Here is a 19,638-nt window from a genome sequence, read left to right as displayed (position 1 = left end):
CCTGACATGACGTCTCACGACGTGGTGGCGGTGGCCCGCCGATGCCTGAATACGAAAAAGATCGGCCACTGCGGCACGCTGGACCCTATGGCCACCGGGATGCTCATCCTGGTCATTGGCAATGCCACGCGCATCCAGGATCTCCTGATGAGTGAGGACAAGGAGTACACCGGCACCGCGCGGCTGGGTGCCACCACCTCTACCCAGGATCGGGAAGGGGAGATCATCGAAGAAAAGGAGGTGCCCGCCTTCACAACCGAGCAGATCAAGGGGGCTTTCGACACCATGCGTGGGGATTTCTACCAGACACCGCCCATGGTCTCCGCCATCAAGAAAGACGGCGTGCCGCTCTACAAGCTGGCCCGGCAGGGCAAGGTGATCGAGCGCGAGCCCCGGCTGGTGCACGTGTTTGACTACGAGCTCACCCGGGTGGAGGTTCCGGAGATCGACTTCCGCGTCGTCTGTAGCAAGGGGTTCTATGTACGCACCTATGCGCATGACGTGGGTCAGCACCTTGGTTGCGGAGCTCACTTGAGCGCGCTGCGCCGCACCCGCTCTGGGCACTTCACCTTCCAGCCTGGCAAGTTCACGACCTTCGATGTGCTCAAGGAAGGTCGTCGTGATGAGGCCCTGGCTGCCATGTACTCTCTGTACGATGTGTCGAAGCTGAGGGGCGCTTAGGATATGGTAAATGGTTGGAGGTAAGAGGTAGATGGTTCAGGATCTCAAGTGTGACTGCGCTTCTATTCTGTTTGCGTCCAACGTTTGAACCGTTCTCATTGACCCCATGCGGACTCACTCCTCCATCGGCGACCTCCGGGCTCTTCGCGGCCCGGTGGCGCTGGCCATTGGGGTGTTTGACGGGGTGCATCTGGGGCATCAGGAGGTGATCCGGGCGGCCATGGACCACGCCGCCACCCATCAGGGGACGGCAGTGGTCATGACGTTTGATCCCCATCCGCTGCGGGTATTGCGTCCAGAGTCGGCTCCCCGGCTTCTGTGCAGCACCCGGCACAAGCTTCAAATCCTGGAGCAGCTCGGTGTGACCGACGTGCTCATTTGCAAGTTCACGCCTGACTTCGCCAAGATTGATGCCGCCCAATTTGTTGGCGCGTTGAGCCAGAGTTGCCAGCCGCTGGGTTTCATCTCGGTGGGATACACCTGGAGTTTTGGGAAGGGGCGAGGAGGCAACATCCACCAGCTCATGGAGTTGGGACGCGAGTTTGGATTCGGCGTCTATGGGGTGCCGGAGGTTAAACTGAGTGACGAGGTGGTCAGCAGCACGCTCATACGCGAAGCTGTGCGCGCGGCCGATTTCTCAAGGGCAGCCGAACTCCTCGGGCGACCCTACACTGTCCTGGGGGAGGTGGTGGTGGGCCGTCAGCTCGGCCGGACCCTGGGCTTCCCCACGGCGAATGTCCGGGTGGAGAATGAAGAACTGCCCCCCACTGGAGTCTATGCCGTGCGGGTGCAGTTGAACGGGCGCTGCCTTTCTGGCGTGGCTAATTTGGGCTTTCGGCCCACGGTGGACTCCGGTGGCGAGCGCTCACTGGAGGTGCATCTTTTCGACCAGAGTGGCGACTTCTACGGGCACCAGATGGAGGTTGCCTTCGTCCAGAAGCTCCGGGATGAACGGAAGTTCGATGGGCTGGAAGCGCTAAAGGCGCAGATTGCCCTGGACGCGACAGAGGCGCGGAGCGTGCTACAGGCGGTGGCTTGAGGCGTTCGGATGAACTGTCCTCCAGGTCAGCGGGTGGCAACTCCCCTTGACCCATGAGCATTCCCGTTTAAGTCCAGCGCGTGGTTTTTAGTTCGCACATCTTCATTTTCTATTTCCTGCCCCTGGTAGTGTCCGGCTACTACCTGCTGTTGGGCCTGAAGACCAATACCACCCTGAGACACCTGTATCTCACCATCGCGGGGATGATCTTTTATGGCTGGTGGAACCCGTGGTTCGTGCTGCTCATGCTGGGCACCACCGCGCTCGACTACAACCTGGGCTCGATGATCGCGAATGCGGACAAGCTTAAAGAGCGGGGAGGGACGGATGAGGATGTGCAGCGACGAAAGAAGCTGGGCGTGGTGCTCTCCGTCACCTCAAACCTCGCGGCGCTCGCCTTTTTCAAATACACCGCGTTCGCCGTGGATTCGGTTCAGGGCATCTCCTCCGCCATGGGGTGGGGCAGTGTGGCAGTGCCCGCTTTCTTCCAGAACATCATCCTGCCGGCGGGCATCTCGTTCTACGTTTTCCAGAGTTTGAGCTATTGCGTGGACCTCTACCGTGGTCACGCCAAGCCCGCGCATTCGTTTCTGGACTTCACCTGTTTCGTCTCCCTCTTTCCGCACCTGGTCGCGGGGCCCATCGTGCGTTATGGCATCATCGACCACCAGATGCGCCACCGCGTGCACACGGTGGAGGGCTTTGCCCTGGGGCTCACCCGCTTCAGTTTTGGTCTGGCAAAGAAAATCCTGCTGGCCGATCCCATGGGGGCCATCGCCGACAGTGCCTTTGGCAGCGGGGCAGGCTCTCTCACCACCCTGGCGGCCTGGATTGGCATCGTTGCCTACGCTTTCCAGATCTACTTTGACTTCAGCGCCTACTCAGATATGGCCGTCGGTCTGGCCCGGTTGCTCGGTTTCTATTTCATCGAGAACTTCAACTCGCCGTACAAGAGCGTCAGCATCACCGATTTCTGGCGACGCTGGCACATCTCTCTCTCCACCTTCCTGCGGGACTACCTTTACATCCCGCTGGGGGGCAACCGGAAAGGGCGGGGGCGGACGTATGTCAATCTCATGCTGACGATGGTGATCGGCGGCCTCTGGCATGGCGCGTCTTGGAACTTTGTCATCTGGGGGGCCATCCATGGGGGCATGCTGGCACTGGAGCGGCTCATGGGGAAAAACTCCTTCTATGGCAAGGCACCTGCCGTGGTGAAGATTCCGCTGACCTTCTTCATCCTGCTCATCACCTGGGTGTTCTTCCGTGCGGAGAACTTTGAGGTCGCCTGGCGTTACCTCGGCACCATGTTCGGTCAGGGCAATGCGGTAGCCACCTCGTTGTTGCTGGAGTCGGAACTGCTTCGTGGGTTCAATCTGTTCCAGTTCTGCATCTGCGCCTTCGCCGTCTGGTTTATGCCCAATACGCAGACCATGCTGCAGCGATTCACCTTGTGGAAGGCACTCATCGCCGTGCCGCTCTTCCTGCTTGCTGTCACGATCATGGTCACCCGTGGCCACAGTCCGTTCCTGTACTTCCAGTTCTAGTCTCCCAGTTGGAGTTTCTCCGGGTTCGATTTCCCCTTCAGCCTCATTTCTGCCATGTCCCAGATGCACAACCCCTTCGCGGAGGAACGCTGCCGCACGGTCTTTGAGATCGGCAAAGGCGTCGCCACGATCTTCATTGCGGGCTTCATGCTCATGCTCATTCTCCCGGCGTTGGGCTGGCATGTGTACCTTGCCAGTCAGGGGAAGTGGAAAGAGTCACCTGCATCCCGTTTGCTGAGCTGGCGTCCAGGGCAGCAGGACATTGTGCACCATCTGCGCGAGGTGGAGAAGGTCACCGACAAGGCGGGCTACAGCGTGGCGCTGCGGCAGAAGGCCCAGAGCATGCTGCTGGAGTACGCTGATGAAGGCAATCTCAAGACCTACCTGGGTTGGGAGGGGTGGCTCTTCTACCACCCAGATTTGAAGGCACTCACCGGTTATGGCCCCATCAAGCCTGAGCCCTTCAGCGTGATGAAGGACCCAGAGCTGGGGAGGGTGCCGGAAACCCGCGAGCTCATCATCGAGTACGCCGCCCAGCTCAAGGAGCGGGGCATCGACCTTCTCCTGGTACCTGTGCCGCTGAAGCCGATGATTTACAACGAGCAGGTGGCCCCGCAGTCAACGCCCTCCTGGGTGACTCACCCGGATGCCCCGGCGTTCTACAGCCTGCTCCGCAAGAACGGAGTGGATGTGCTGGATCTCACGCAGGACCTCTCCAAGCTGCGCGGTGAGCGCAAGCGGGTGTTTTACCTGGAAGCCAATTCACAGAACCGCGAGATTGCCAAAGAGAGCGAAGAAGCGCTCAAGCTGAAGAAGGACGCGTTCTTGAAGCAGGACACGCACTGGACGCCAGAGGCGATGCGCCTGGCCGCCGAAAAGGTGGCAGACCACATCAAGGCCAAGTACCCGCAGGCACTGGGCCCTGGCTTCCGCACCATCCGTGCGGTGGATGGCGTGCATCGCAGCAGCCTGGGAGACCTGGTGAAGCTGTTGGATCTTAAGGATCCCCATCAGTTCTTTGACGAGGAAGAAGTGTTCCTGAATGTCATTGGCGAAGGCACGCAGAACAGCCGCTCGCCCTTGGTCCTGCTGGGGGACAGCTTCGTGAACATCTACGATGATCCCACCCTGGGCTTTGAGAATCCGGACAAGCCCGATGAGCCCATCCGGTCCGGATTTGCCCAGCACCTCAGCCTGCTCCTCCAACGTCCCCTTGATGTGATCGCGAAGAACGGCCAGGGCTCCACCGAGGTGCGCCGTGAACTGGCCCGCCGTCCCGACGATGAAGTCCGGGAGAAGAAGCTCGTCATCTGGGTGATCGCCGCTCGCGATGTGTTGCTTTCCACCAATGCCGCCCGTGCCGCCAACATCACTTGGGCCCGGGTGAAGTTTAGCGAGAAGACCTCATCAGCCGCTGCAGGCGGGGTGTCGCACGATGCCGCCGCCCCTGCTGGCGATGTGGTGGTAGAGGCCACGTTGACCGAGAAGTCCGCCAACCAGGACCCCAACGGCACCCCTTATACCAACGCCCTTCACACCGCCACCTATGAAGTGGGCAAGGTGGTGACCGGCGCGATGGAGGCCAAGCAGATCCTAGGAGTGCAGTGGACCTTCAGGGAGAAGCAGATGCAACCCACCGCGGCCTTTGCCCAGGGCAAACGCTACCGCCTGACGCTGGTGCCGTGGGATGTGAAGAAGGAGAAAGAGCCAGCCATTGGGAACTTCAACCTGAGCGATGAAAGCACCGCGTTTGATGCGGAACGCTGGTTCGTGGAAAAGGCGGAGGAGATTCCGTAGAGGGGAGAGGTGCTGTGCCTTCAATGTCGAAGGGCGAATTCGTGGCCAAATAAGCATTCGCATCCATCACCTGGATGCGAAGCATCTCTGGGACTGTGGCGGGAACCGCCGCTTTTGCGGCTCTTGTGAGTTCCTGAAACCTTGGGGTGTGACCAGGGCTTGCGGAGGTGGTTGGGGTGACAATGGCCCTGCTCGACCGTGATCGTGGAGTGGACCTCACAAGCTCCGCCAAAGCGGCGGTTCCCGCGCGCACTCCAAAGCGACTTCGTCGCCAGGTGAGCAAGTGTCCTATCGGTTGACAGCGGTGGGACCCTCCAGTGTTCAGGGGTGATGCCAGGCGGGTTCCTCTCGCTACACTTTGAACTTCAATGTCTCCCGAATCCTGAGCCACTCATTGGGAATGTTCGCGGCATTCGAGCACGCTACCACAACGCCTCCCACGATGGCGGCATTGGTGGGCACAGTCGCCACCCCATCGCAGGGCTCCTCCACGCCGTGGTTTTCATCAGCGTGCGCTTGTGGCTCTCCTTTCCCAGGGGCTTGAGCTCTTCCAGGATTTGTGAGGCGTTCATCGGAACTCGGCTCGACCAGTTGATTCTTTTAGAATCTCGACAAAAAGACAAGGCTCTTCGCGAAAGTCCTGCTATCCGCTCATCAGCGGGTTGTTTCTTCCTCGCGGCACCGGGCGTACCGCCTTCCGACATCCACCCCATGCTCTCGCATTCCATGCCCCGCAACGCCGCGCTTTTTGTCTGGTTCCGCCTGTTGTTCAACTGCCGGTTCTACTACCCGGTGTACACCATTCTGTTCCTCGACTTCGGGTTGAACCTCTCGCAGTTCGCGGCGCTGAATGTGATCTGGGCCTTGAGCATTGTGGTGCTGGAGGTGCCCAGCGGGGCCATGGCGGATGTCATTGGGCGGCGGAATCTGGTCGTGCTATCTGCGGTTCTCATGGTGGTGGAGATGACCGTGTTCGCCCTGCTGCCGGTGGGAGGGCCGTGGGTCTTCTGGGTTTTTGCTGTGAACAGGGTGCTCAGCGGGGCGGCGGAGGCTTTTTCCAGCGGGGCCGATGAAGCGCTGGCCTATGACAGCATTCCTGAGGCGGACCGCTCCACCATCTGGCCGGCGGTCATTGGCAGGCTGAGTCGCTGGATGGCCTTGGGATTCATTGTGACATCCCTTCTAGGTGCCTACGTTTATGACGTGCACCAGATGAACCGCCTGCTGTGCTGGCTGGGGGCAGGGGAGGGTGCCTTGGCCAAGGCGGACACGATCAAGTTCCCAGTGTACTTGTGCGTCCTTACTGCCCTGGCCTGTCTGGCCGTGACTCTTGCGATGAAGGAGCCAGCCTCGGTACGTCCCAAGGAGCCCTTTTGGGTCACCGTCCGGCAGAGTTGGCAGGGGATTCGGCATGCCGGGGCCTGGATCTGGAGCACGCCCGCGCCCTTCCTACTGGTGGTCCTGGGTTTCCTGCTGGACAGCACGATCCGGTTGTTCCTCACCGTCTCTAGCAACTACTATCGGCACATTGGGATTGCCGAGGCCTCGTTTGGCGTGATCTCGGTGGCCGGGTCGGTGGCGGCCTTCTTCACCACGGGCTGGATGGAGTGGCTGGTGAGGCATCGCTCCTCGGCCTTCAACTTCGGCGTCGTCATTGCAATGACGCTCTGGGGCCTGGTCGTTGTGGCCATTCAGGTGCCGGGCTGGTGGGGGGTGTTGGCGCTGGCTCCGTTGATCCTGGCCATTCGATTTCTCCAGTTCTTCCAGTCGCACTATCTGAATGAGGTTACGCCGTCGTCCCATCGGGCTACAGTGCTGAGCTTCAAGGGCATGACGATCAACCTGGCGTATGGGGGTGTGACCTTGCTCTTTGGCTGGCAGATGGCATGGCTGGCGGGAAGGCTACAGTTGCCCAATGAAGCTCCTCAAGTGTTTGGAACTGCGCTCACCTGGTGGCCGTGGTACTTTGGTGCGACTTTGCTGGCCTATGCCTTCATCAGAAAGTGGCGGATAGGGTCTTCCGAAGTCCAAGCTAAGTCGGACTCGCAATTCTGAGTGTCACCCCTGACCCCCTACGGGTTGTGTTGCACCAGTGTTCAAATGAGGATATATGGTATCCACGAGGGCTTGCGCGCTGAAAATGAGTGTCCTAAATTAGTTAGATTATCTTGATTTTTAACGTGCTGGTTCTACACTCGGACCATAATTCCCAGCATTTAACCTACAATACTGACCGGCCCGATTCCCATGGCTCTAGCAAATCACAAAATCGCAGTCTTGAAAGGCGGGCCAGGCTCTGAGAGGGCAGTGTCGCTGAAGTCTGCAGAGAGTGTGGTTGAGGCTCTGAAATCCCTTGGTGCAGAAGTGGTTGAGATCGATGTCACCGCCACGGACTTCACGGTGCCAGGCGATGTGGTGGTTGCGGTGAATATGATCCACGGCACCTTCGGTGAAGATGGTCAATTGCAGGCCCTTCTGGAGAAGCAGGGGGTGGCATACACCGGGGCCGGTGTGGAAACCAGCCGCGTTGCCTTCGATAAAAATCTCAGCAAAGAAAAATTTGTGGCAGGTGGGGTCCCCACGCCTCAGAGTCAGGTGCTCAAGCTTGATGGGGTGGATCAGCTCCGCCTTACCCTCCCGGTGGTGGTGAAGCCCCCTCGTGAGGGCTCCAGTGTAGGGGTGCATATCGTCCACACGGAGGAGGAGCTTGCTACAGCGCTGGCCGATGCGAAACAGTATGGCCAGGATACGCTGGTGGAAGAATTTGTAGATGGCAAGGAACTCACCGTGGGGGTGATTGGTGGCGAAGCGCTGCCTGTCATCCACATTGAGCCTGTGAGCGGGTTCTATGACATCAACAACAAGTATCCGTGGATGTCAGGCACTGGCAAGACCAACTACCATTGCCCTGCGGACCTGGACATTGAGACGACCCAACGGGTCCAGGAAGCTGCGCTGGCCGCGATGAAAGCGGTGGGCGTGGAGGTGTACGGTCGCGTGGATGTGATGCTGCGGAAGGACGGGCAACCGTTCGTTCTGGAGATCAACACCATCCCTGGCATGACTGTAAGCAGTCTTTTGCCCAAGGCCGCACGAGTGGCTGGGCTGGAGTTTCCGCAATTGATGGAGCGCATTATCGAGCTGTCGCTTGAGGTGCGGAGGGCAGGCTAACCACCGACTTCTCATCAACATGTTCTTTGCCAAAAACACCCGACGCAAGCCTGGGGCGGCGAAAGGTAATTACGCGTTCCGTCGCCGCCGCAAAGTGGTGCGACTGGAGGTGCACCGTCTGGAACTGAATCCAGAGACGGCCGCCACGCGCCGTGAATCCCGCCGCAAGACAGCACGCTTCGGCTTCAAGCTGGCCGTGGCTTTGCTGGCTGCCATGGGCATTTTCAGTGCCGGCAAGATCGTGGTCAAGGAGGCGTTCGTGGACAACTCCCGCTTTCATCTACAGCACTTCTCCGTGGTGACGGAAGGCGAGATCACGCCATCGCAGATCGTCAACGCGACTGGTCTGCATGAGGGCATGAACATGCTGGGCATCTCGCTCGTGCAGGTGAAGGAGCGCCTTGAGGCCATGCCTCAGGTTCGCAGCGCAAGGGTTACCCGGGGCTATCCCGGGATGATGTTCCTGGATGTGGAGCAGCGTCACCCTGTGGCCTGGCTGGAATCTCCTGAGCAGAAGCTGGAGGCCAAGGTCTCCGGCTACGGTTGCCTGCTGGATGCGGATGGTGTTGTGATTCCCAGCGGGGAACTGACAGAATCTCGTCGCAAGCTGCCCGTCATTCGCGTGGGTCGTGTCCATCGTCTGGTGCCTGGTCAGAAAATTGAATCCCCTTCTGCACTTGCCGCTCTGGCTATGCTGAAGATGCATGACGGTACCCTGGCCTCCCGCACTCTGGGGGTGAAGTGGGTGGACGCGACTCGTGCTCACGTGCTGGGTGTTACCTATGATTCACGCATTCATGTCACCCTCCCTGTGGATGGCATGGAAAAAGAGCTTGCCCGATTCGACCGGATCCTTGCAGAATCGGAACGTCAGAAATGGCAACTTGCCACCGTTGACCTCTTGGTTGCCCAAAACGTACCCGTGACCCTTCGTGGAACGGCGATTGCTCCAGAAAATCTCGCCCCCGAGCCTCCTTCCACTCCCGCCAAGCGCACTCCCGCCGGACGACGTACACTCGCCCGGGCGCAATAACACTCCAAGATCATTTCCTACAACCTCAACACGTTCACCACCATGGCCAAGAGCACCATCTATGCAGGACTAGAGATCGGCACGTCCAAGATCTGCGTCGTTGTCGGCGAGGTGAAGAAGGACGGTGCGATCAAGATTCTTGGTGTAGGTCAGGCTCCTGCCCGCGGCATTCGCAAGGGCGAGATCACAGATTTTGACATTGCCCAGACCTGCCTCAATGACGCCCTCTTGCGGGCGGAAGACCGCAGTGATGTGATGATCCGTAATGTCTTCCTCGGCGTGAGCGGTACGCACATTGAGAGCTTGAATCACGCTGGCGTGTATCGCCTGCCCTCCGATCAGAACACCATCACGGAAGATGATCTTGAGGACGTTCGCGAGATTGCCTGTAATGTGGATATTGCTCAGAATCATGTGTTTCTGCATCGCATTGCGCGCAAGTACAGCGTGGATGGTCAGGAGCAGGTGCGCTCCTTGATCGGGCGTCCCGCAGAGAAGCTTGAGGCAGAGTTTCACATCATTCACGGCGTACGCAGCCGCGTCCAGAATTCCATCCGGCTCGTCCGCCAGATCCCGTTGGAGGTGGAAGACGTCGTTTTCCTGCCTCTCGCAGCCGCCCAGGTCGTGCTTAACAAGGAAGCAAAGCAGCATGGGGCTCTCATGATTGACTTTGGCGGCGGCACTGCGGATTACGTCCTCTACATCGACGGCATGCTCACGGCATCTGGGTGTGTGCCATTGGGTGGTGATCACATCACGAACGACATCTCCCTCTGCTTCCAGATCCCGCACGGCCGTGCCGAACGTCTGAAGGTGGAGGAGGGGAGCGCTGTCTATGAAGACGTGGCTCCTGGTGAGATGATCCGTGTGGAGGATGAGAACGGCATGTTCGTCGGCGAGGTGGAGCGCGCTCTGCTGAATGAAGTCATCAGCCTGCGCACGCAGGAGATTCTGGGTCAGATTCGTGACCGCTGTGAGGAGCACGTCGGCCGCCTTGGCGCTGGGGTGTATCTCACAGGTGGCGTGAGCATGATGCGTGGCATTGAACACGTCGCGAAGGAGATCTTTGGGGTTCGCGTTACCCGCGCGGGTTCGTCCCAGATGGGTGGAGTCACCGCCACTTATGAGAATCCCTGCTACTCGGCACCGATCGGTCTGATCCGGTATGCACAGCTCATGGATGCAGAGAAACCCTGGCTTTCACCTCTGGCAAAACTGGGCCGCCGGATGGCGGAGGTGTTCAGCACCTGGACTATTTAATAAATTGCTCCTTGGGGGCGTGGAATTAGGCCCGGTATTTTTAAAATAGTATTCCAGTGTAACCCGCTGGGATTCAACTTTCTTTCCAGACTCGATTCGTCTTGGAGTTTTGCCCGGTTTGTGGTTTATGTAATCACGGCCCATAACCCCGTTTTCCAACCCAATTTTTAACCACTCCGGCTTATGGTAGAATTTGAACGCACCGACGAACGCGAACTGGCTCCCAGTATGCGCATGAAGATCTGTGTGGCTGGCGTGGGTGGCGGTGGCTTGAACGTGCTGGACCGGATCTCTCTGGATCGCATGATGGATGCGACGCTCGTGTCGATGCATACCGATGTGCGGGTGCTGGGCCATGCGATGACGCCGGTGAAGATTCAACTCGGTTCCGAGCGCATGCGGGGCATTGGCAGCGGCGGAGACCCGGAGAACGGCTATGCAGCGGCGATCGATACGCGCGAGCAGATCCGCGCTGCGCTGCAGGGGCATGACATGGTTTTTGTTTGTTGCGGTCTCGGTGGTGGCACCGGTTCTGGTGCTGCGCCGGTGGTGGCAGAGGTGGCCAAGGAGGTTGGCGCCATGGTGTTTGTGTTTGCCACGATGCCGTTCTCCTTTGAGGGGCGTCGTCGCATCCAGCAGGCCGAGGTGGCGCTGGAGCACCTTGGCCAGGTGGCGGACGCGCTCATCCTGTTTGAAAACAACCGCATGGGCGAGCTTACGTTGCCCAAGGAAGGCATTCAGAAAGCCTTCAGCCAGGCAGATCAGTTGATTGGTCACAGTGTGCGTGCGATCGCCACCATGGTCATGCAGCCTGGCATTGTCCGCATGGGCATTGCAGACCTCCTTACCGCACTCCGCGGCCCCAACTCCCGCTGCCTCTTTGGCTTTGGTGAAGCCCGTGGTACGAACCGTGTGGCAGATGCACTCAAGCGTGCATTGAAGAGCCCGCTGGTGAATCAGGGCATGCTGCTGCAGAACGCACGCAACCTGCTAGTGCATGTGGCCGGTGGTGAAAGCCTGACCCTGGCCGAAGTGGAAAATTTGATGAAACAACTCGGCAAGTACGTGCCCGAGGAGACGCAGATCATGTTCGGCCTGGCCGTAGAGCCCAAGCTGGGTGACATGATCTCCGTCACGCTCGTCAGCTCGCTGAGTGTGCATGAGATGTCTCCGGACTCCGTGCTGGGGCGCACGGAACGCTCCGCGCCTGTGGAGTCACTTCCCGCCATTCCTGCCGTAGAGGTGCCCGTGGCTGAAGCTTACGTTGCTCCTCAACCCCAGCCAGAGCCGGTGCCTTCCGCTGAGCCTGTTTACTATCAGAACGGCCAAAATGGTCATGCTCCGCAGCCGGTCGTACAGGCAGCCGTTGCCGCCGCGCCAGCACCTGCTCCGGTCCAGGTGCCAGCCCCTGCTCCTGTGGCAGAGGTGGCCCCGCAACCCGTTTCCAGCGCGCCATTGCCGGTTCAGGCACCGGCTCCGCAGCCCACAACCCAGCCGGAGCCTCAGCTCTTCCAACGGGATTCTCGCGCGGCGGCTGAGCCAGATTTGTTCTTCATGGATGCGCCCGCCCCGGTTCAGAATGTGGCAGCCGCGACTGCGCCGGTCCCCGTCGTTGTCTCGCAGCCACAGCAGGCTCCTCATCCTGAGCCAAGCAAGTCATCCTTTATCATTGCAGATGACACGCCGGAAGCGGGGGAAGTGGAAGCCCAGGTTTCTGAGCCTCAGAATACCCACCCGGCTCCTATCGAAGTGCCAGCCGAGGAGAATGAAGCCGTGCTCCGTGCAGAGGAGCAGCTCTACCATCAGCAGCCCCAGGTGACTGTGGAGCCATCCGCTCCTGCGCCGGCTCCTGCCAAGTCCTCCATTTTCTCCATCATTGAGGATGAGGAAGATGAAGGGGACATCGCCCCCGCGAGCTATCAGGAGGATTCCGGCGGTCACTGGGCTGACAAATACTCCAACCCTTCTTCATCACGTCCTGAGGCCGCTGCTACAGCCGTTGCCTCCACGGTGGTCGCAGCCTCTCCCCAGCAGGCGGCAGTGCCGGGGGCGCCTGGCAAGTCCAGCTCGGACTTCAAGCAGAGCACTTTTGATTTGAGCCAGGAAGAAGTCGCCCGCTTCAAGGGCACAGACAAAACCATCGTAGAAGGGGAGGACCTCGACGTCCCGACCTGGATGCGGATGCGTCAAAAGCTCAAGCGCTAGATTCGGCTGAAATTGAACATTTCGGCGGTGGAGTTCTCTCAGTTGTAGGGTATCCTCTCTTGTTGAAATGAATCTTCGCGCTCTGGCACTGCTGCTTCTCCTCCTGTTCTCGCAGGCTGGGGCTACAGTATCTGGAGCCTGCGAGAAAGCGGCACCCGCCCAGAAATGCCCGCATGAGTGCTGCGCCCCGGTGGCCAGCACGGAGCCTTCACTTCAAGAGACTGGATGTGCCTGCCTGCAAAGCTCGCAGGAAAGTCAGCCCCCGGCCCAAGCTCCGGTGATGCCTGCGTCTGCCAGTCGGGATCTCGCATCCCAGCAGGCGGTGTGGCTGTACATGGCATTGGCCGATCTCTGGCTGAGCCAGCCACCGCGTGAGTTTCATCCGGTGGAAGCGGGGCGCATGGAGGGGGTGAAGCCTCTTCATACCGTGCCCGTTCAGGTGCTGCATTGCGCCTTTTTGATCTGAGTTGTCCTCCTCCTAGGATGGATTGTGCCCTGGCATCACCTTGATGGTGTGTTCAGGGACGTGTGGGAGCCTCCACCCACCTGCAGCGTGCATCGCGAAATTTCGCGCAACGCAACTCAACTCAGATTCACCTCATGTTCTCTTTCTCCCGTCGTCTGGCGGCGTGCCTTGGCGCAGCCGTGTTCATCTCCTCCGCACTACAGGCTGCGCCGTTCGCCGTCCTGTGTGATTCATGCAAGTCGGTCCGCCCTCTGGCGACTGACAAGGTGGTCGAATACGACCTCTACATCACCGAACAGAAAGTCAGCCCTGCCGGCAAGCCCGTGCGTGCCCTGATGATCAACGGCTTACTCCCAGGACCAACCCTGCGATTTCGCGAAGGCGAGTGGGCTCGCATCCGTGTTCACAATCAGTTAAAGTCCGAGGAAACCTCCACGCACTGGCATGGACTGCTGCTGCCGAACGAGCAAGACGGGGTGCCGCACATTACGACACCGCCCATCAAGCCGGGGGCCACGCATACCTTTGAATTTAAACTCCGTCATGCCGGGACATACTGGTACCACTCCCACACACATCTGCAGGAGCAGATCGGCGTGTACGGATCCATCGTCGTCACTCCCAAAGGGGCCGAACGCGAGAAGGTGGACCGCGATCAGGTGCTGATCCTCTCTGACTGGACCAACGAGAAGCCCGAAGAAGTGCACCGCACCCTGGCGCGGGGCAGTGACTACTATGCGCTCAAGCGCGGCAATGCGCAGTCCATCGTCGGTGCATGGCAGCACGGCGCGTTGAAGGAATACTGGGAACGGGAATGGGGGCGCATGAGCCCCATGGATGTGTCGGATGTGGGCTATGACGCCTTCTTGATCAATGGCCGGAAGGAGTCGCAGATCGAAGGCCGACCTGGCGAGCGGGTGCGGCTGCGTTTGATCAATGCGGCGGCGGCCAGCTACTTCTATGTAACGTCCTCCACCGGGCCCATGACGATTGTTGCTGCGGACGGTCCCGCCGTGCAGCCGGTGGAGGTGGACCGTCTCTTCATCGCGATCGCCGAGACTTATGACGTCATCATCACCATCCCCAAAACGGGCCGGTGGGAACTGCGAGCCACGGCCCAGGATGGGACGGGGCACGCCTCCGCCTACATGGGTGCGGGGGCGGTACATCCCGCGACCGATCCACCCCGGCCGAATGTGTACACCATGGACGAGATGCTGAACCTCACCCTGGAGGAGCAGGAGGATGATCCGCGTGCTTCCTTGAACCTGCCTCGGCCGGGTTCGCCGTACCGCCTGCTCAAAGCGGTGGAAGACACCACGCTGCCCAAGGGGCGGCCCCAGCGCAAGATCACCATGCGCCTGACGGGCGACATGACCCGCTACGTCTGGTCCTTTGATGGCAAAACGATGGCGGAGGATCCCTATGTGCGCCTGCATCACGGCGAGGTGATCCAGCTCGAGCTGGTGAATGACACGATGATGCATCACCCCATTCACCTGCATGGGCACTTTGTACGCTTGATCAATGGGCAGGGGCAGCGCTCACCGCTCAAACACACGGTGGATGTGCCTCCGATGAGCCGTCGCACGGTCGAGTTCGAGGCCAATGAGGAAAAGGACTGGATGTTCCACTGCCACATCCTCTATCACATGATGTCCGGCATGGCCCGGGTGTTCAGCTATGACAAGCCTGCGGCTCCTGCTGATGGCGGTATCGGAGAGTCCCAGATGGTTCATCCCTCTCACACGGCTTCTTCGGCGGTGGAAGGTACATCCAGTGATCATCATGGCGGGAGCTTGGGAGAGCATGCGCATGACATGTGGTTCCTCTTTGGAGCAGCATCGGCCCAGTCTCACATGAGCGAGGGGAACATCACCCTCATGAATGCCCGCAATGACCTCATCCTCGGCTGGGAGGTCGGTTGGCAGGATGTGGATGACACCCAGTATGAGATCGAAGCGCTCTGCCAGCGCTATCTCTCACCCGATTGGCAGCTCTTTGTCGGAGCACGTCTCACCAACGACGAGGATGCGGAAAACCGGGCGGTGGCTGGTGTGAACTATCGCCTGCCGTTGATCATCTGGGCCAGCGCCAGTGTGGACAGTGAGGGCGACCTTCGGCTCGCACTTGCGAAACGCTTCCAGATCACATCGCGACTCGGGGCCTTTGGCAGGGTGGAATATGACACCAACACCGAGTGGGAATGGACCGCCGGGGTGGACTACACCTTGACCAAGGAATTCTCCCTCATCGGCGAGTACCACTCCGAGTACGGCCTGGGCGGAGGTCTGCAAATTCGATTTTGAGGGTGAACACCCTCCCTAAAACACCACACAAACCTAATAGAACAGAAAGACCCAAGACTATGAAAACGAAGCTTACTCTCATCAGTACCCTCGCTGCGTTGGCTCTGGCATTGACCATTGGCGTCCCCATGGCTTCAGCGGCACCTGTGAAACCCTATCCGTCCAAGGAATGCCTCGTTAGCGGCAATGAGCTGGGCAGCATGGGAAAAGTCGTCACCAAGTCCCATGAGGGACAGGAGGTGAAATTCTGCTGCAAACCTTGTGTGAAAAAGTTCGACAAGGCACCTGCCAAGTACCTCGGCAAGCTCAAGTAAGCGTAGCAGTTTGGCGGGGGGAGGGTACCGAAAAGTACCCACATGACACCCGGCGGCCGATCTGCCATGGTGGCGAAAACCGCATCATGCCTGCCAAGCCCAAGAAGTTTCTCACGTTGAGCGAGCGTTCGGCCTACCACAGTCTGGAGGACGTGGTGGGCTGCAAATGGAGCGCTGGCGTTGTCGCCGCCCTTTCCCAGGGCGTGCACCGGCCCGGAGCACTGGAGCGTTACATCCCTGGCATCTCCAGCAAGGTGCTGAACGAACGCTTGCGCAAGCTGCTCGCCTACGGGCTTGTCATCCGGGAGGAAGGCACCGGCCTCCCCGCGCATGTGGAGTATCACCTCACCCCCTCCGGTGTTCGGCTGGCAGAGATTCTGGGGCAGCTTCGGGTGCTCAACGGGGAGCATCAAGCTACCTTGGACGAAAGGGAGGGCGCGCCGTGAAGGTTCTTGCGTTGCACGCTGGTGCGGCCCGGGAGATTGCAGCGACGGGCACGGGAGAATGGTGGGACAAGGACTGGCGGTCCGGATTTGTGAAATCTGCTCAGTCAGGCTCAGTCTGGCTGGGGTACGAGGGCTTCAGCGGAGATGAGCAGGCGGATCGCAAGCATCACGGTGGAGTGGAAAAAGCCGTCTGCGTTTACCCGGTGGAGCATTACGAGTATTGGCATGAGCATCTGCCGGAACTGGCGCTGCCTCACGGGGCCTTTGGCGAAAATCTGACCACCAGTGGCCTGCTGGAATCCGGGGTTTCTGTTGGGGATGTCTATGAACTGGGAGAAGCCATCGTGCAGGTATCCCAGCCACGACAGCCCTGCTGGAAACTGGCCCGCCGTTGGAGGGTAAAGGACCTGAGCGCCCAGGTGGAGCGCACGGGCTTCACGGGGTTTTACCTCCGGGTGCTGCGTCACGGAAATGTTGCGGCCGGGAATGAGCTGGTGCTGAAGGACCGCCCCTGGCCCCAGTGGACCCTGCAACGTTGCAATGAGATCATGCACCACCAGCGTCAGGACGCAGAGAGCGCCCGGCAGCTGGCGGAGTGTCCAGCCTTGTCCGGAAGCTGGAAAGACAATCTCTGGCGGCGGGCTCAATCGGCCGGTGTGGGAGGGGCTGGGGAAGCGGCTCGTCGGGCCGCGAGGCTGGAGGGGTGAGTAGAAGCCCGAAGCTTGGGCAGCGCAGGCCGCTGGCCTGCTGCAAGAGCGGCTCGCCCGCAGCTCAGGTCAGGGGGCGCATTCGAAAGAGTGGACTCTGTCGCTTCGATGCAGAGTTCCCGGCGAGCCGCCGGGAACAGCAGTCGAGCCGACTGCGCTCCCCAAGCTTCGCCCGTGATTTTTGCCCTTTGTGATTCGGACATTCCATTGTAAGGCACGGCACAAAGCATGAATCACGCCGTCGTCAGTTTGTTGAAGGAAGGTCGCCACAAGATGCACGTGCACCTCATCGGGGTGGCGGGCTCTGGCATGAGCGGACTCGCCCTGTTGCTCATGGAGCTCGGGCACAAGGTCAGCGGCTCAGACAAGGTGACGACTCTGGAGACAGAGCGGATGGAGAAGAAGGGCCTCATCTTCCATTGCCCGCAGAGCGAGCGCGAGGTGGAGGGGGCAGACATGGTCATCTACTCCAGTGCTGTGAAGCCGGGCAATCCCGCATATGAAGCAGCCTATCGACACGGCATCCCGCTCGTTCGCCGGGCCGAGGCTCTCGCCGCCATCATGGCCCGCAAGCATGGCGTGGTGGTTGCCGGTACTCACGGGAAGACAACCACTTCCTCCATGGCGGCCCATGTGCTGCGTGTGGGCGGAGCCAAGCCCTCGCACTACGTCGGGGCGGAGATTCCCATTCTGGGAAGCAATGCCCACTGGGATGATGCCGGTGAGCTCTTCGTGGCAGAGGGGGATGAAAGCGATGGCACCCTCGTGAAATTTGAGCCCCGTCATGCCATCATCTTGAACATCGAGGCCGAGCACCTCGATTACTATGAGGATCTCAACGAGATCAAGCTCGTCTTCCGCCAGCTTCTGGAGAAAACCAGCGGCTACAGCGTGTATTGCGCGGAGGATCCCGTGGCCACGGAGCTCTGCGAAGGCCGCAAGAATGGCATCAGCTACGGCTGGAGCCGTGACCACAACTTCTCAGCGAACATCCTGGAGTTGCGCCCCGCCCAGACCCGCTATGAAGTCTTCCAAAAGGGGGAACTCCTTGGGGAGGTGCTCTTGGGTATCCCTGGTCGCCACAACGTTTTGAACTCCCTGGCCGCGATCAGCCTGGCCGTCAGCGTGGGAGTCCCCTTTTCCAGCATCAAGCAGGCCCTGGAGTCCTTCCGCGGGGCCCGTCGGCGTTTTGAGGTCAAGTACTCCGGCAGCCAGTACCAGATCATCGACGACTACGGTCACCATCCCACGGAGATCAAAGCGACACTGGCCACGGCGAAGGCGCTCAATCCCAAGCGCATTGTCTGCCTCTTTCAGCCGCACCGCTACTCCCGCACGCAGTTGCTGAAGCAGGAGTTCGGCGGTGCCTTCAATGATGTGGATGTGCTCTGTGTGACGGACGTGTACGCAGCCAGTGAGAAACCGCTGCCAGGTGTGTCTGGCGAAACCATTCTGGAAGAGGTGAAACTCCAGGCCCCAGGCGTGGAGTGCCATAGCACGCCCAAGCTTCTGAACGCCCGGGATTTGATCGGCAGCAAGCTGCGCCCCGGCGATCTCCTCATCACCCTGGGGGCGGGGAACGTGCATGAAGTGGGCAGTGCCCTGGCCAGGGACCTGAAGGTGGCCGAGCAGCTCACTACGGTGCTCAATCGCGAAGGCGGTGGCACGGTCAAGCTCTATGAGCCGATGGCCAACCACACGACCATCCGCCTGGGAGGGCCTGCTCAGTATTGGATCGAGCCCATGACCATCCAGGGCTTTGCCGAGGTGGTAAAGGCGCTGCGCGCTGCCTTGATTCCGATTCGTGTCATTGGTAGGGGCTCGAACCTGCTGGTGCGCGATGGCGGCATCAAGGGGGCGGTACTGCACCCGAGCAAGGGCGAGTTCGATGAAGTACGCGTCGATGGCAATTTCATCTTCGCCGCCACAGGGGTCCGCCTCAAGAAGATCGCCAGCGCGGCCCGTGCAGCGGGGTTGGGCGGGTTCGAATGGATGGAAGGCATTCCGGGCAACCTCGGCGGTGCGCTGCGCATGAACGCCGGGGCTATGGGCTTGCAGACTTTTGACCAGGTGGTGAGCGTCCGTTTCCTTGATGGCAATGGAGAGCTGCGCGAGAAGATGAAACACGAGATCGACCACCAGTACCGGAGTGTTCCGGAACTGGACCGGCACTTTGCCGTGAGCGCGGTGCTCCAGGGGAGGCCTGCGGAGGCGGCAGAGATTGACGAGAAGCTGGCCGCCTCCCACCAGAAACGCCGTGGATCACAGCCTATCGGTGCCAGCGCGGGCTGCATCTTCAAAAATCCAGGGCCAGTGCCTGCTGGCAAACTGGTGGACGAGCTGGGCCTCAAGGGGCGCTCGTTCGGCAAGGCCATCGTCTCGGATGTGCACGGGAACTTTATCCTGAACTCCGGTGGAGGCACCGCCCGGGACGTCCAGGATCTCATCTCCGACATCAAGCAGGTGGCGTTACAGGAGCGGGGCATCATGCTGGAGACAGAGGTCCAGATCATTGGCGAAGAGGAACCGCTTCCGCTATAGGCACCCGCCTTAAGGGGGCGTGGGCCGGCTTGATGAGGCCGAGCCTTCGCCCGTTGAATAAAACCCTATTGTCGATTGGCCATCAACTTGCTGGTGGCGGAGTGGAATTCACATGTCGCTGA

15 protein-coding genes are annotated in these 19,638 nt (G+C 59.9%); all 15 read left to right on the top strand.

The window, feature by feature from the left end:
• The first annotated feature begins 6 nt into the window (after positions 1 to 6).
• The 15 genes from truB to murC all read left to right on the top strand — a co-directional run bounded on the left by truB (position 7) and on the right by murC (position 19,516).
• Positions 7 to 681, top strand: a complete 675-nt coding sequence (truB, locus tag VSP_RS18510; protein ID WP_009962567.1) for a tRNA pseudouridine(55) synthase TruB — start codon at positions 7 to 9, stop codon at positions 679 to 681.
• Between the two features lie 106 nt (positions 682 to 787).
• On the top strand, positions 788 to 1,720 hold the full coding sequence (locus VSP_RS18505; RefSeq protein WP_009962564.1) for a bifunctional riboflavin kinase/FAD synthetase: 933 nt from the start codon (positions 788 to 790) through the stop codon (positions 1,718 to 1,720).
• Between the two features lie 80 nt (positions 1,721 to 1,800).
• Positions 1,801 to 3,267 (top strand): MBOAT family O-acyltransferase, encoded by a 1,467-nt coding sequence (locus VSP_RS18500; protein ID WP_009962563.1) that lies wholly within the window; start codon positions 1,801 to 1,803, stop codon positions 3,265 to 3,267.
• Between the two features lie 54 nt (positions 3,268 to 3,321).
• Positions 3,322 to 5,064, top strand: coding sequence for an alginate O-acetyltransferase AlgX-related protein (locus VSP_RS18495; RefSeq protein WP_009962562.1), 1,743 nt, complete (start codon positions 3,322 to 3,324; stop codon positions 5,062 to 5,064).
• 711 nt (positions 5,065 to 5,775) lie between these two features.
• Positions 5,776 to 7,119 (top strand): MFS transporter, encoded by a 1,344-nt coding sequence (locus VSP_RS18485; RefSeq protein ID WP_009962560.1) that lies wholly within the window; start codon positions 5,776 to 5,778, stop codon positions 7,117 to 7,119.
• Between the two features lie 192 nt (positions 7,120 to 7,311).
• The gene (locus VSP_RS18480) at positions 7,312 to 8,235 is read left to right on the top strand and encodes a D-alanine--D-alanine ligase family protein (protein ID WP_009962559.1); all 924 of its coding nucleotides are present in this window, start codon (positions 7,312 to 7,314) and stop codon (positions 8,233 to 8,235) included.
• 19 nt (positions 8,236 to 8,254) lie between these two features.
• The gene (locus VSP_RS18475) at positions 8,255 to 9,268 is read left to right on the top strand and encodes a cell division protein FtsQ/DivIB (RefSeq protein WP_009962558.1); all 1,014 of its coding nucleotides are present in this window, start codon (positions 8,255 to 8,257) and stop codon (positions 9,266 to 9,268) included.
• Between the two features lie 42 nt (positions 9,269 to 9,310).
• Positions 9,311 to 10,528: a cell division protein FtsA gene (ftsA, locus tag VSP_RS18470; protein ID WP_009962556.1), complete on the top strand. Its 1,218-nt coding sequence runs from the start codon at positions 9,311 to 9,313 to the stop codon at positions 10,526 to 10,528.
• 183 nt (positions 10,529 to 10,711) lie between these two features.
• The gene (locus tag VSP_RS18465; protein ID WP_009962555.1) at positions 10,712 to 12,733 is read left to right on the top strand and encodes a cell division protein FtsZ; all 2,022 of its coding nucleotides are present in this window, start codon (positions 10,712 to 10,714) and stop codon (positions 12,731 to 12,733) included.
• Between the two features lie 67 nt (positions 12,734 to 12,800).
• On the top strand, positions 12,801 to 13,199 hold the full coding sequence (locus tag VSP_RS18460) for a hypothetical protein (protein WP_009962553.1): 399 nt from the start codon (positions 12,801 to 12,803) through the stop codon (positions 13,197 to 13,199).
• A gap of 134 nt (positions 13,200 to 13,333) precedes the next feature.
• On the top strand, positions 13,334 to 15,508 hold the full coding sequence (locus VSP_RS36135; RefSeq protein ID WP_009962551.1) for a multicopper oxidase family protein: 2,175 nt from the start codon (positions 13,334 to 13,336) through the stop codon (positions 15,506 to 15,508).
• Between the two features lie 59 nt (positions 15,509 to 15,567).
• On the top strand, positions 15,568 to 15,822 hold the full coding sequence (locus tag VSP_RS36130; protein ID WP_009962550.1) for a hypothetical protein: 255 nt from the start codon (positions 15,568 to 15,570) through the stop codon (positions 15,820 to 15,822).
• Between the two features lie 86 nt (positions 15,823 to 15,908).
• The gene (locus VSP_RS18445; protein WP_009962549.1) at positions 15,909 to 16,268 is read left to right on the top strand and encodes a winged helix-turn-helix transcriptional regulator; all 360 of its coding nucleotides are present in this window, start codon (positions 15,909 to 15,911) and stop codon (positions 16,266 to 16,268) included.
• Positions 16,265 to 16,975 carry an MOSC domain-containing protein gene (locus VSP_RS18440; protein WP_009962547.1) on the top strand — a complete coding sequence of 237 codons (711 nt, stop codon included), beginning with the start codon at positions 16,265 to 16,267 and terminating at the stop codon, positions 16,973 to 16,975. The genes VSP_RS18445 and VSP_RS18440 overlap by 4 nt, the downstream gene beginning before the upstream one ends.
• A gap of 228 nt (positions 16,976 to 17,203) precedes the next feature.
• A complete protein-coding gene (gene murC / locus VSP_RS18435) occupies positions 17,204 to 19,516 on the top strand; it encodes a UDP-N-acetylmuramate--L-alanine ligase (RefSeq protein WP_009962545.1) in 2,313 nt (770 codons plus the stop codon).
• Positions 19,517 to 19,638: the final 122 nt, after the last annotated feature.

The organism is Verrucomicrobium spinosum DSM 4136 = JCM 18804, assembly GCF_000172155.1.
GTDB lineage: Bacteria > Verrucomicrobiota > Verrucomicrobiia > Verrucomicrobiales > Verrucomicrobiaceae > Verrucomicrobium > Verrucomicrobium spinosum.
The sequence above is the reverse complement of the archived record's forward strand: the minus strand, read 5'-3'. Positions and strand labels throughout refer to the sequence as shown.